The sequence below is a fragment of the Flavobacterium hungaricum genome (assembly GCF_015182285.1).
GTDB classification, from domain to species: domain Bacteria; phylum Bacteroidota; class Bacteroidia; order Flavobacteriales; family Flavobacteriaceae; genus Flavobacterium; species Flavobacterium hungaricum.
Genome location: NZ_PRDM01000002.1, coordinates 193233 through 207345, shown reverse-complemented (window position 1 = coordinate 207345; position 14113 = coordinate 193233). Strand labels below are relative to the sequence as shown.

Here is a 14113-nt window from a genome sequence, read left to right as displayed (position 1 = left end):
CGAAAACGTTATATTTGTCTTTTCTAAAATCATCTAAAAATGAATCCAAAAATATTGATCATTGGAGCTTGCGGCCAAATTGGAACCGAACTGACGCAAAAGCTTCGTAAATTGTACGGAACAGAAAATGTGATTGCTTCTGATATCCGAAAATTAAATACTGATGTTGTTAATTCAGGTCCGTTTGAAGTGGTCAATGCTTTAGATTTTAATCAAATTGAGCATTTGGTAGAAGTTCATAAAATCACCGATGTTTATTTGATGGCGGCTCTTTTGTCTGCTACAGCCGAAAAGAATCCTGCTTTTGCCTGGGATCTCAATATGAATTCTCTTTTTCATGTTTTAAATTTAGCGAAAGCAAAAAAAATTCAAAAGATATTCTGGCCGTCAAGTATTGCTGTTTTTGGTCCTACTACTCCAAAAGAAAACACACCACAATATACCGTTATGGAACCTTCTACGGTTTACGGAATCAGCAAACAAGCGGGAGAAAGATGGTGCGAATATTATCATAATATTTATGGTGTTGATGTGCGCAGTATTCGTTATCCAGGTCTTATCAGCTGGTCGACACCTCCGGGCGGGGGTACTACCGATTATGCGGTTGATATTTTCTACAAAGCAATTGCCGATAAAAAATACGAGTGCTTTTTATCTTCAGAAACCAAAATGCCCATGATGTATATGGATGATGCGATTGAAGCTACCATCAATATTATGAAGGCTCCGGCTGAGGAAATCAAAATTCATTCTTCTTACAACTTAGCCGCAATGAGTTTTACTCCAACAGAAATTGCTGCCGAAATCAAAAAACATATTCCAGAATTTGAGATTACGTATAATCCAGATTTCCGTCAGAAAATTGCAGACAGCTGGCCGGCAAGTATTGACGATAGTTCTGCAAGAGAAGACTGGAACTGGAAACATACTTTTGATCTTGCGTCTATGACAAAAGATATGCTGGAGCATTTAGGGTAAATTCATTAAATGCAAAAGCTTAAAGAACTTTTTGCAGAGCAGAAAATTTTAAACAAAAAAATACCGAAGACATTCATCTTCGGTATTTTTTTTTGCTTTTCTAAAATTCAAATTCTCCAATCAGAATTTTGCTGTCGCTTTCGCGTTTATTTACTTTCTGACTTTGGAAAACAGCAATTTTACGTTCTTGTCTGCCATCAGAATAGTACAAATACACTTCGGCCATTATTGTTGTTGGCCCGGAAAGCATGTTTTGTCTCTCTCCAAAAAAATTGGTTTTAATTTTATATTTGCCTTTTATGGCTTTTTTAAGTAAAAACTGTTCAGGACCAAAACCCTGAGTAAAATCATTACTTAATCTTCCTCCAATTTCTGTAGATTTATGAGAATAAGAACAATCTTCTCCTCTCGGATCTGTAACCCAAAGGTCTATATCTGTATTGTCTTTATTCCAGTTAATTACAACGCGAATGTCTACTGGTAGATTTGCTTTTAGACGATCATCTATTTTGCTCGCATCTACATTTTTATTTTGACTCAGAATATTATTGATTTCCATAATCAAAATTTCCTCTATTCCGTTGTCTCTAATTGAAACCTCATCGCTATACTCCTGATAAAGCATTGATTTGTAAACATCAAGAGCTTCCTGCGGTCTTTTATTATCAATCAAGGCCAAGGCATAATCTCTGTGGCTTTGAGAATCAAACGGTCTCCATTCCAGAATTTTCTGGGTGATCCATAATTCTTTTTCATAGTTGCCTCTTTGTTTCAGCAGATAAGAAATCGTCTTGTACAGCTCTTCATTTTCTAGATCGAGCTCTGCTAATGTGCTTAAAACTTTTAAAGAAAGTACTTTATCTCCTTTTCTGAAAAGCAATTTAGAGATGTCAAAATAATACGTTACCTGCTTTTCATATTTAGAACGATTTTCAAGATATTTCTGGTAGATCAATTCAGAGGACTGCAGGTTCTGAAAATCTTTCATATACTCTTCAGTACTTTCTACCTCTATCAAAGTTATTTTACCTTCTGATCGTGCTGATCTTTCATTCTCTGTATTGTAAACAGCATCATCTTGTACTTGATCTTTATTTGATCCTAATGACTGATTAGAAATCTTAGGATACTGCTTTTTCTCGGCAGGTTTATACTCGCTGTTCCACCAAGTTACCAATTCACGGGTTATATTAAAAGATTTAGATAAAAGGTTTTTTCTTTTTTCTAAAATTTCTTTTTTGTTTCTTGAAACGATTTTGTTGTATTCAGCTAATAATTCCTGAGGTGGTGTAATTCCGTAACGCACATAATCATTGACATCATCTAATACAATAAGGCTGGTGTTTTTACTTACTACTCCAAATTGTTCGCTTAGATTTCTGATTTCATCACGATTTTGAGTTGAATTGAGTTCCAGATCATTGATTTTTCTTTGTGCCCAAAATTGTGCAATTGGCCAGTTATCTACTTTTACAGCGGTAGTGAAATCTACAGGAACTTCGTATTTTTTAGTTCCTACAGCAAAAAGAGCTGTTAGTTTGCCTAAATTTGGCGCTGCAATTCCAAATATGTTAACCGGTTCGTTTACTACCGTTCCAACATTTGGAAATAACTCCTCAATCTTAGCATTTTCTTTAAATCCTAAAAATGTAACAGGCTGTTTATTGTATGCTTTTAAAGCAGACTGAGTGTTTAATTCATTAAGATTGATGAAATTTCCTCCCGATTGCGACGCTAAAAGTTTTAGAAGATTAAAATCAGAAGTAGGCGTACTTACGATGCTATTCAAAGGTTTTTTGAATTTTATTGTCAAATCACCAAAATTTGAAATTCCGTCAGAAAATAAAAGATACTCTTCTATACCTGAAACTTCTTTTAATGCCCCAAAATCTGTACCGCCGTCATATTTCAAGTCAACGATTCTATTTTTTAATGCACTCCAGTTGCCGCCAGAAACAGTAAATTCTTCTGTCTTTTCTAGAACATTATTTAAAAGGACAAAAGACACTGAAATATCTTTGTTACTTGCAAAAAAGGCATCAAGAAAGTCAAGCTCTTTTTGACGATTTCTTTTTGATCCGCTAAATGAATTATCCCAAATTATTGCAATCTTCTGAGATTTTGTTTTTTCCTTGACAGGGAAATCCACGGCAACACTTGCCGCAAAATAAAATTTATCATCAGAAGTTTTCTGCAGCAAAACTTTTGAAGACAGATTTACTTTTGGTATTATTATTTTAAGGTTTTCATTTGGTGTGAAATTTTCTTTGCTAATTTCAGCAAACCATTGATTTCCAATTTTCTCAAAAGCAAAACTTCCATCTGGATTTTCAGTAATTTTTGGAGCAGTCAGACTTTCATTAATTAATACCTTAAGATTAAATTTTGGAATACTAACAGTTCCATTAGCAAATGTTAATAGATATTGATAGTCCGAAGCAAAATCTTTTAGTTCCTGATGATAAGTAATTTTAATAGTTCTGCTGCCCTGAGCTGGAATCGGATAAATTCGTGTTCGGAAATTATTTCCATCTACTTTTTCAATAATTCCGGGATCTATATTTCTTTTTTCAAGACTTTCAAATACTTCTTTAGCTCGTTCTTTAGGAACAGGAACTGCATCTCTTAATTTTCCGTTGATATCCAAAGCATAACCGCTAACACTCACTCCTTCAGGTAACGGAAGAGTAAGTTTTCCTTCTAAAATTCTGCTGCCAGAATTGTAAAATGTATAAGTGGCTGTTGTTGTGGCAAGATTACCCAAAATCTTGGTCTCAATTTTTGCTTCTTGCAGCGTGACTGGATGTTTTTTTTGATTTTCAACGTCCAGACTTGGCATTTGAGAAAAAACTGCACTAAATACCATTAATGCACATATAGTAAAAAGTTTATTCATATTAAAAAATCGATTTTTTAATTAATTACAAAAGAAAAAAACAACAAATACTAGCGAGATTTAATTAGAAAGAGCTAATATGTTTGGCTACAATTCCAAAATTAAAGCCCTGTACCTCATCTATTCCGCTGAAATTGACTGCGATCAACTCACCGCATTCATTAAAGATTGGTGCACCGCTGGCGCCATGCGTAGACGTGATACTATACTGAATTTTGTTACCGTCTGATTCTTTACTTATTTTACCATCGTAAAGCTGTACTTTTATACCTGAATCTGTCTTTGCCAAATCCATTCCCAAAGGGTAACCAACCATTATTGCTTTTTGTCCAGGACTTAAAGAGGCGTCGTCTTTAACAGCATTGTCCAGATTGATAATGTTTACAACACTTGCAGGGGTTGAATGATTTTGTAAGCTTAAAGTTCCTAAATCAATATTAGCATCTTCTGAAACTTTTTCGATCTCACAGTTAAGCCATTCGTCATTCGAATCATGAAGTGCAACCGCAATCTCTATCGTTTTTACATAGACCTCAATATCATCTTTCGACACATATTCTTTTACAGGAATAGCAGCCGCAATATCTGTTGTCGCACTGTCTGTCTCTGCTTCTTGCTCATTTGAACTCACAAATTCTTCTCCGGCCGACTCTTCAGTTGTTTCTTCACCTTCTCCTTCATAATCGCCTTCTCCTTCACCTTCATCATAAGCAGATGCAATTCGCCAGTTTCTTTCAATAAAACTTTGATATTGATCTTCTGTAACATCAGTAGTAAGAATTGAAGCAATTTTTAATCTAACATTTCTTATAGTAGCATTTACTTTTTCCTGTTGTTCATTTGATGAGTTCCATGGCTGCAAAACATGGCTGTTGGTTACTATTTTTCCGTCTCTATCTACAAAAAAACCTGTTCCAAAAACCGTTTCCTCTCTTGCATCTTCAACAGAAATCGGAATTTCAGTTCCTTTAATTTTTGCAAAATAACCATAGCTGTGTTTTATCAGTACAACTGCATCTTTATATTGGTCATAAACTTTTGTATCTGAATCTAAACAAATAGCAGCAGGCGGTTTTTTTAAATATTTAAAGCCAAAAAAAGCTGCTGTTGAAAGAAGGGCTACAGCAAATATGATAATTTTATAAGGTTTTCTTTTTTTACTGCTGATATCTTGCAAATCATTGTTGGGTCCGATTTTTCTAATTTTCATTTGTAAATAGGTAAGTTTTATTAATTTATTTTTGGTTGTTAATTCATTTTTGGCTGTCAATTCAAAAAATTATCAGCCGCTATTTTGACGGCCCGAAGGTAGTAATTTAATTGTTAAAACAAGTAGCCGCATATCATGGTATTGGACATTATATGTATTTTTTTTCTTAAAGTTTTCTATTATTTTTTATAACAACTCATTAGCATTTTCTCCTTTAATTTAAAGTTTTTCAGATCGTGACTAATATATCCCAACTAAAGTGTTTGCATTTCAAATTATGTGCCAATAAAAGTCTATTGATTTAAATCTCTAGTCTTCAAGGCAAAGCCTTGGTAATTAAAATGAACTGCTATTTTAATCCTTTTTTAAAACAATAAAGCCAAAGCCAGAATAAATCTAGCTTTGGCTTTATTAAAAAAATAAATGAATTTTTATTTTACTTCAAAAACATTATTGGCTGCTTTAACATCTGCCATTAATCCGCTTGGATCGATGGTGATTTTTTTGATTGCTGTTTTGTTTTTATCAATTGTAAAACTATAGTTTTGCTGTGCCCACGCCCAATCTTCCAGAACTGTTCTTTTTTCGTTCGGGTTTGGATTTGGTTTGATGTAATTTATCATTCTTAACGGAATATAAAATGTTTCTGAAGTTCCGTCTGTATAATCAACTTTCAAATCAATTGGCATTGGCATTCTTCCAATTCTTTCTAAAGTTACGGTTGTTTTTCCTGCATTGTCAGCGACATCTTTGATTCCGTAATCAATTGTATTTGTTGTTTGTGTCCAATCTATAAGATACCAGTCTAATTCTGCACCAGAAACTCTTTCGGCAGTTCTTTTGATATCGTTTGGATTTGGGTGTTTGAATTTGAAATCATTATAATATCTCTTCAAAGTCGCATCGACATTTTCTTTACCAATTACATAATCTAATTGCGAAAGGAAAAGACTTCCTTTGATGTAAGATGAAATACTATACGGACGGTTTTCATCATAACGATCTCCGTGTGTAGTCTGAGGCTGTTCTTTTCCAGAATTTACCAAGTTGTAATAAGCTGCATAATTTCCTTTAAACGGATTTGCTTCTTTTTTATCTCCTTTTAATTCGTTCAAAGCGCTGTCTTCAATATAAGTTGTAAAACCTTCGTCCATCCAAGGGTGTTTAGACTCGTTTGAAGCCAAAATATGCTGGAACCAAGAGTGCCCTAATTCGTGTGTTGCAGTACCCGTAATTCCTTCAAGAGTTCCGTTTCCTAACATTAACGTACACATTGCGTACTCCATTCCGCCGTCACCGCCTTGAATAAAAGAGTACTGTTTGTACGGATAAGCACCCACTCTATTGTTGTAATAATCCATTACTTTAACCATTAAAGGTTCTAACTGTTTCCAGTTTGCCGTAGTTTTTGGATTGTTTTTGTAGAAGAAATGCAGGTCAACATCGTTTGGTCCTTTTACAATATCATGTGTATATTCTTTGTCTGCCGCCCACGCAAAATCATGAACGTTTGGTGCAATAAAATGCCATGTCAACGTTTTTGCTTTTTTAGGATAGGTAACTGTTACACCAGCATCTTCGTAACCATGACCAATTGAATTTTTGTCTTGAAGATAACCAGAACCTCCAATTGTATACTCTTTATCGATCGTGATTTTTACATCAAAATTACCCCAAACACCGTGAAATTCTCTAGCAATGTATGGATCTGCATGCCAGCCTTCAAAATCAAATTCGGCTAATTTTGGGTACCATTGTGACATAGAAAGTTCAACTCCTTCAGAATTGTTTCTTCCAGAACGACGAATCTGAACAGGAACTTGTCCGTCAAAATCTAAAGTAAAGGTCGATTTAGAGTTTGGTAAAATCGGTTTAGCCAAAGTCACTTCTAAAATTGTAGAGGATAATCTTGTCTGCGCTGTTACACCGTCTTGTTTAAAGTTGGTGATTTTTAAAAATCCAATTTCATTTGGTTTTAAAGATTCGATACGGCTTTGTTTCGTTTCTTTTCCATCAGCTCCTTTTACTTTTGTTACCATTCTTCCGTCTGGATCTTTGATAAAATGAAGACGAGCATCCATTTCACTTCCCGGCTGAAATGCATTTGGATATAAATGATAAAATACTTTTTTCAGTGTATCTGGAGAATTATTGGTGTAAACCAATTCTTGTTTTCCTTTGTACTGATAATTTTTAACATCCATAGAAACCTCCATTTTGTAATCAGCATGCTGCTGCCAATAGGGTGCATTTTGAGCAAATGCAGGGCTTAAACCCAAGCTTAAGAATGAAAGTAAAATAATTTTTCGCATGATTTATAAATAATAATGAAATGGAAGAGCAAAAGCCCTTCCATTGGATTAATAGTGTATTTTTTTTATTTTTTAGACATCTTTTCTGCCAGTAATAAAGCGTTATAAGCATTTACCATCTTAGCCGTTTTTGATGATTCTGCAGACGAAACTGCAACCGGCTCCTGATCCGGGTTTGGATTTTCTCCTAAAACAACCTGTGATGGAAGTGCCACACCAGATTCCATTAAAATCTGTTTTACCTGTGCCGCTTTTAATTTAGGATAATACGAACGAATTAATGTTGCAACTCCTGCCGCATTTGGAGACGCCATAGAGGTTCCCTGCAGATATTTATATTTGTTGTTTGGTACTGTAGCATAGATTTCTTCACCTGGAGCAAAAACGTCTACGTTGATTTTTCCAAAGTTAGAAAATCCAGCCACCACATTTTTTCCATATTCTTTATTGATTGCACCAATTGTAATCACATTATCTGAAAACTCTTTGATATTATCTTTTGAATCGTTTGGATAATTAATGTTTTTGGTTTCGTCAATATTATAACCATCATTTCCGGCTGCATGAACAATTAGAACGTCTTTCTTTGCTGCATATTTAATGGCATCATAAACCCAGTCTTTGTGCGGAGAAAAACTTTTTCCGAAACTTCCGTTGATTACTTTTGCGCCATTGTCAACTGCATAACGAATTGCCAAAGCAATATCTTTATCATATTCGTCTCCATCTGGCACCGCTCTAACAGTCAAAATTTCAACATTTGCTGCAACTCCGTCTCCACCTAAATTATTACCGCGAATCTGGGCTATAATTCCAGCAACGTGAGTTCCGTGAAGTGCTTTTTCTTTATCTGGACCAAAAACGACATTGTTTCCGTAACGATTATTTTTGATATCATCAGGATTATCGCCGACTACTTTTCTTCCGTCGTATTCTTTATTAAGGTTATAATTTAACTGATCATAAACCTGTTCTCTGTATTCTTCAAGTTCAGCTTCTGGATCAAACGTAGGACCAGCATTGGTAAAGATCTGCGTCATGATGATCTTACTTCTTGATACTTTTGGATCTGTAGAAGTGATTGTATTTAAATCCTCTGCTTTGTAAGTTGTTTTATTCAACGCTTTTTTAAGGGTTCCGTGAACATCCAATAAGAAATCTACCTGTTCTTTGTCTTTCAGTGCTTTCTCAGACTTCTCCGTATATTGAGCCAAAGCTTCTTTATATTGTGCAGAACCATCATCGCCTTTTTTAACGATACGGGTCATTTCTAGATTTTCGTGAACTGCATTTCCAAGGAAATTCCATCCGTTTACATCATCAATATAACCGTTTTTATCGTCATCGATTCCGTTTCCTGGAATTTCTTTTGGATTCGTCCAGATCATTCCTTTAAGATCTTCGTGTTCGATATCTACACCAGAATCTACAATTCCAACGATTACTTTTACTCCATTTTTACCTTGAAGTAATTCAGCGTAAGCTTTATCAACACTCATTCCCGGAATAGAATCTTTGATTAAATCCAGATGACTCCATCTTTTTAATTCATTTTCTGTAACGGGTGCTTTTTTTACAATTTCTAAAGGTGCTTTTATAAATTCTTTTGAAGCTGAAACCTGAGCTTGCACAGAAGCACTGCATCCTGCTAAAACTAATAAAGCAAAGGCAGATAATTTAAGAGGTTTTATATGATTCATCTATGTTTAATTTAATGTGAAAAGTTAAAAGTTGGGTCTAAATTATGCTTTTTTGTTACAAAAAACTAACTGTTAACAATGCGTTATGAAATTAGGGTTTAATTTTTTCAAAATTAATTTTTTTCTGATAGGATATTTATTACCCATTCACTGTTATTTTAATACGGGTTCCCGTAATAAAATCTAAAATGATTATTGTATCATTGCGCTTTCAAAACATAATAGTCTATGAGAGCAAAACTACTTTTACTGCTATTTTTAGCAAATTTTTCTACTTATGCACAAACCAATTTAGTTACAAATGGCGATTTTGAAAATTGGACATCTTCATCACAGCCAGACAATTGGTTTCGCAATTTTAACGGGCTTATTTATCAAAGTCTTGATGCTCAAAAAGGTAATTCGAGTACAAAGATGGAGATAACCAGCGGTAATTTTAATTACATAAATAGTGAATCTTTTTCTCTACAGCCTGGCAAAACTTATCGCATTACTCTTTACCAAAAGCTGGTTTCTGGAACTTTTTCTTCCATTGAATTAAACTTAACAAAAACAGACGCTTTTAAAACAACAATTCAAAAAATAGCAGATGCTAATTCTGTAACTTCTGAATGGAGAAAAATCGAATTTGATTATGTCTCTACAATAAGTCAAAATGCCGAAATTAGTGTTTGGATAACCGGATCAATCAATTCTCAAATTTTGATTGATAATATTTCTGTCGTTGATATAGCAGAGATAAATCCTCAATACACAATCCTGCCAGACATAAATTTTGAGAATAAATTAATCGCATTAGGAATTGATTCTGGAGTTCCTGACGGAAAAGTTTTGACATCAAAAATCAATACAATTACAGAAATTGATCTTTATTTTAGCAATATTAGCGATTTGACAGGTATACAAGATTTTAAAGCATTGAAATCTTTAAGCGTTATGTCAAATAAATTAACGACTATAGACATCTCACAAAACTTAGATTTAACTTATTTAAATGTAGCCTACAATAAGTTAACCACGATAAATACTTCAAAAAATACTGCTTTACAATATTTATCGCTTTTTTATAATGAAATAACAAGCCTTGATCTTTCTCAAAATCTTAATTTACTCCTTTTATCCTGTAAATCAAACAAATTAACCAATATTGATGTTTCAAACAATAAAAAGCTATCCACACTTTGGTGTCCTTTGAATGAGTTAATAAATTTAGATGTTTCTAAAAATACTGCATTAACGTCTATACAATGTTCTGAAAACAAAGTGTTAACCAGAGTAAATTTAAGAAATGGAAACAACAGCAGAATATTATTAAATTTAAATAACATTGATTTTAAAAATAATCCGGCACTTACTTGCATTTTAGTTGATGACGCGCTTTTTTCTAATGAAAAGTGGCAAAGCTTTAAAGATCCTTCTGCATCTTATTCTACTGTTGATTGTTCTCAAGTGACGCCAATACCTGATTCAGTCTTTGAGGATAAATTAATCGCCCTAAACATCGACACAGATGGTAAAAACGGTTCTGTTCTAAACAGCAGTATAGCCAACATAACTTCTCTAGATGTTTCTTCAAGTTTAATTAAAGACTTAACAGGAATACAGGGATTTACCGCTTTGAACTATTTGGATACTTCTAATAACAAACTTTCTGCTTTAGATTTATCTCAAAACAAAAACTTAACTTTAGTTAATTGCAGTCAAAATAGTTTATCGAATTTAAATTTAAAAAATGGTAATAATTCCTATTTTGATCTTAACTCAAATTTTAAAAGCAATCCTGATCTAAAATGTATTCAGGTTGATGACGAAACTTATGCTGCAGATAATTGGACGGCTCTTAAAGACATAACCGCAAATTACAATGTAGATTGTACACCATACACTTTGATTCCTGATTCTAATTTTGAAGATAAACTAATTGCTTTAGAAATCGACAAAGACGGAAAAAATGGAAAAGTAGCTACATCAAGTGTTAAATCAATAACTTATTTGGACGTTACAAGTTCTAATATTGCCGACATGACAGGAATTGAGGATTTTGTTTCATTAACTTATTTAGACCTTAACTACAATAAAGTAACCGCTATTGATGTAAGTAAAAATATATTACTTACTAAATTAGCACTTCATGACAATAATGTAACCAGTTTAGATGTTACGAAAAACACGCAGCTAGTTAATTTAATGTGTTCAAAAAATCAGATTAAATCAATTGATTTGTCACAAAATAAAAATCTTCTCTTTGTCACAATTGATGAAAATAAACTTACAGAGATAGATTTTTCTGAAAACATTAAATTAGAATCCATTTATTGCGGCAACACTAATTTAAGCACAATAGATGTTTCTAATTTACCCAATTTAAAAGACCTTAATTGTACTTATACCAACATTTCTACATTAAATGTCAGATCAAATCCTAAACTAGAAAATTTGTATTTTAATAATGCAAAATTGACAACAATAGATTTGAGCAACAACCCTCTTTTAAAACGTTTAAACATCAGCAATAACGAATTAACTGAAGTTGATTTAAGTAAAAACCCACTTTTAGAGCTCATTTTTATTGAATTCAATCCGCTGACAGCATTGAATGTTCAAAATGGCAATAACAAGAACTTTATTTTGCCTTCAGTTACAGGAAAAACTACTGCTTCCGGCACAGCAACAAGTTTTTTAAATAACTCAAAATTAAAGTGTATTAAAGTTGATAATGTTGCTTATTCTAATGCAAATTGGTCGAAAATTAAAGAAAGTACAACGACCTATTCTGAAACTTGTACGCTTGGCTTAGAAGAATCAATTTTTGAAAAAGTGGTTATCTACCCAAACCCAACAAAAGACGTATTAAATATTCAAAACGCAAATCTAGAAAAAGTAAATATTTATAATGTACTAGGACAGCTGGTAAAATCATTTAAACTAAATTCTGATAATACCGTTCATACAATTAATTTGTCCGAACTGCCAAAAGGAGTTTATTATGTTTACTTAATCAGTCAGGACGCTGCTTCTGCTAAAAAAGTAATCGTCGAATAATATTCCCTTTGTTTAAAATTAAAAATCCCATTTTGAAAATGGGATTTTTTTATAATAAAATTTAGTCTCAAAGAATCTCTTCGCAAGTAAAAACCTCTTTAAGCCTTACTCCTTTTTCTGTATTTTCGACTGTGATAATTTGATTGTGTGCGTCGTGTTCTAAAAACAAATAATAATTTTTATCAGCTGCCGCATTTAAGAATTTTGCTTTTTCATCTAACGTTAAAAGCGGCCTGGTATCATACCCCATAACATACGGCAGCGGAACATGTCCGGCAGTAGCCAAAAGATCAGCGCAAAAAACGATTGTTTTATCCTGGTATTGAATATGCGGAATCATCTGTTTTTCGGTATGGCCGTCTACATAATAAATTCCAAAATTTAGTTCTTCAGAAAAGCCAAAATCGCTTTCTGGTCTTTTTATAAAATTCAATTTGCCGCTTTCCTGCATCGGAAGAAGATTTTCAGACAAAAATGAAGCTTTTTCACGCGCATTAGGATTCACTGCCCATTGCCAGTGATTTTCGTTGGTCCAGAATTTTGCGTTTTTAAAAGCAGGTTCATAACCCGTTTTATCAGAGTTCCACTGTATGCTTCCGCCGCAATGATCAAAATGCAGGTGCGTCATAAAAACATCTGTAATGTCATTTCGGTGAAAACCATATTTTGCCAAAGATTGATCTATAGAATGAGATCCCCAGAGCGAGTAATAGCCAAAGAATTTTTCTGACTGTTTATTACCCATTCCGGTATCAATCAGAATTAATCGATTTCCCTCTTCAATAAGCAGACAGCGTGCTGCAATATCAATTAGATTATTAGAATCGGCAGGATTGGTTTTGTTCCAGATCGTTTTTGGGACGACTCCAAACATAGCGCCGCCATCTAATTTAAAGTTTCCAGATTCTATGGGATAAAGTTTCATAAGCTTAATTTCTAAAACAACAAAGCTATGGAATCCTAAATCCTTTTACTAAAATTAAAACTTAAAAACTTCTCAATATTATTCTAAAGTTACCGACGTACTTCCCATAATTTCCTGCTTATCAAAAAAATTAATAAAGTAAGTTCCCTTTTTAAACGCACCTTCGTCGGCATTTAAAACTCCATAAACATTTGCAGATTTACCTTGAAAATCTGTAGCGACAATAAAACTATAAACCAAAGCTTTATCATTCTCAAATTCAATTAATTTATTTTCGCCCAAAACAGCATTTTTTTGATCTAAAACCTGAATATAAAAGAGGTGTTTTCCTGTTTTTGCAGCCGAATTTCCGTTTACAGTAAAACTTACTTTTATTTTTTTAGCATTCTTTGCTTTTTCAGTTTCCAGTTCTTTTCCAGAACTCTTTTCTTTAAGCGCTATAACTTTAAAATTACTCAATGACAATTTTGCAGCATCTTTTAAGGTCGTTTCCAGCTTCTTCTGCTTTAAAACCAGAGTGTCATTTTCTACTTTCTGTTTGTACATGACAAGATTCTGGCTTTCAATTTCGGTCAGCAAATTTTTATTTTGAGATTTTAGTTTTTTTATTTCTGCCATTTTAGCGTCAAGCGAAACTTTTAAAACTACAAGCTGGTTTCGATATATTTTTATCTGCTGTATAGAAGGGTTATGAGATGCCTGAATAATTTCCATTAAATTTTCAATATTTCTTTTTTCCAATTCCAATTCATCAGATAAAACCGCATTTTCTAATATTATCACATCATAAGCAGCTTTTAAAGTACTTAGCGAATCTAAAATGCTTTGCTGTTCCAAAAAACCGTCGTCTGTAATTGATAGATTGTTTATGGAACGAGCTGCTTTTATTTTACGCTTGCCTCCGTGTAATTCATTGCTGAAAATAAAGACTGTAGCACCTAATCCAAAACCAAGTAAAAGTGCAAAAAAAGTCTTAAACCAATTATTTTTGTATTGATTATTCATAATTATTCCCAATTTCGTGCAAAATTATCTATAAATAATTCATTT

At 33.3% G+C, this 14113-nt stretch carries 8 protein-coding genes; 2 read left to right on the top strand and 6 right to left on the bottom strand.

The genetic code is table 11. The features are described from left to right. Positions 1 to 39: 39 nt before the first annotated feature. Positions 40 to 978 carry an L-threonine 3-dehydrogenase gene (locus C4F50_RS08665; protein ID WP_193846046.1) on the top strand — a complete coding sequence of 313 codons (939 nt, stop codon included), beginning with the start codon at positions 40 to 42 and terminating at the stop codon, positions 976 to 978. Between the two features lie 100 nt (positions 979 to 1078). On the opposite strand, the gene C4F50_RS08660 is transcribed toward C4F50_RS08665, so the two are convergent. The 4 genes from C4F50_RS08660 to C4F50_RS08645 all read right to left on the bottom strand — a co-directional run bounded on the left by C4F50_RS08660 (position 1079) and on the right by C4F50_RS08645 (position 9096). After that, positions 1079 to 3874 carry a DUF2135 domain-containing protein gene (locus C4F50_RS08660; protein ID WP_193846045.1) on the bottom strand — a complete coding sequence of 932 codons (2796 nt, stop codon included), beginning with the start codon at positions 3872 to 3874 and terminating at the stop codon, positions 1079 to 1081. Positions 3875 to 3938: 64 nt separating this feature from the next. Then, positions 3939 to 5084 (bottom strand): S1 family peptidase, encoded by a 1146-nt coding sequence (locus tag C4F50_RS08655; protein WP_193846044.1) that lies wholly within the window; start codon positions 5082 to 5084, stop codon positions 3939 to 3941. 431 nt (positions 5085 to 5515) lie between these two features. Further along, a complete protein-coding gene (locus tag C4F50_RS08650; protein ID WP_193846043.1) occupies positions 5516 to 7396 on the bottom strand; it encodes a M1 family metallopeptidase in 1881 nt (626 codons plus the stop codon). A gap of 65 nt (positions 7397 to 7461) precedes the next feature. Continuing rightward, entirely contained in the window at positions 7462 to 9096 is a 1635-nt protein-coding gene (locus tag C4F50_RS08645) for a S8 family peptidase (RefSeq protein ID WP_193846042.1), read from the bottom strand. A 228-nt stretch (positions 9097 to 9324) separates the two neighbouring features. Here C4F50_RS08645 and C4F50_RS08640 point away from each other — a divergent pair, with 228 nt between their 5' ends. Then, positions 9325 to 12138, top strand: a complete 2814-nt coding sequence (locus tag C4F50_RS08640) for a T9SS type A sorting domain-containing protein (protein WP_193846041.1) — start codon at positions 9325 to 9327, stop codon at positions 12136 to 12138. 67 nt (positions 12139 to 12205) lie between these two features. Here C4F50_RS08640 and C4F50_RS08635 read toward each other — a convergent pair whose 3' ends face one another. Both C4F50_RS08635 and C4F50_RS08630 read right to left on the bottom strand, forming a co-directional pair. Then, complete coding sequence (locus C4F50_RS08635; RefSeq protein WP_193846040.1) at positions 12206 to 13063, bottom strand: MBL fold metallo-hydrolase; 858 nt, start codon at positions 13061 to 13063, stop codon at positions 12206 to 12208. A gap of 78 nt (positions 13064 to 13141) precedes the next feature. Continuing rightward, positions 13142 to 14068, bottom strand: coding sequence for a hypothetical protein (locus C4F50_RS08630; RefSeq protein ID WP_193846039.1), 927 nt, complete (start codon positions 14066 to 14068; stop codon positions 13142 to 13144). Positions 14069 to 14113 lie beyond the last annotated feature (45 nt).

Bases quoted from the DNA above. Each gene is read 5' to 3' on its own strand.
- C4F50_RS08665 (WP_193846046.1), top strand. From the start codon at position 40: ATGAATCCAAAAATATTGATCATTGGAGCTTGCGGCCAAATTGGAACC.
- C4F50_RS08635 (WP_193846040.1), bottom strand. From the start codon at position 13,063: ATGAAACTTTATCCCATAGAATCTGGAAACTTTAAATTAGATGGCGGC.
- C4F50_RS08640 (WP_193846041.1), top strand. From the start codon at position 9,325: ATGAGAGCAAAACTACTTTTACTGCTATTTTTAGCAAATTTTTCTACT.
- C4F50_RS08645 (WP_193846042.1), bottom strand. From the start codon at position 9,096: ATGAATCATATAAAACCTCTTAAATTATCTGCCTTTGCTTTATTAGTT.
- C4F50_RS08655 (WP_193846044.1), bottom strand. From the start codon at position 5,084: ATGAAAATTAGAAAAATCGGACCCAACAATGATTTGCAAGATATCAGC.
- C4F50_RS08630 (WP_193846039.1), bottom strand. From the start codon at position 14,068: ATGAATAATCAATACAAAAATAATTGGTTTAAGACTTTTTTTGCACTT.
- C4F50_RS08660 (WP_193846045.1), bottom strand. From the start codon at position 3,874: ATGAATAAACTTTTTACTATATGTGCATTAATGGTATTTAGTGCAGTT.
- C4F50_RS08650 (WP_193846043.1), bottom strand. From the start codon at position 7,396: ATGCGAAAAATTATTTTACTTTCATTCTTAAGCTTGGGTTTAAGCCCT.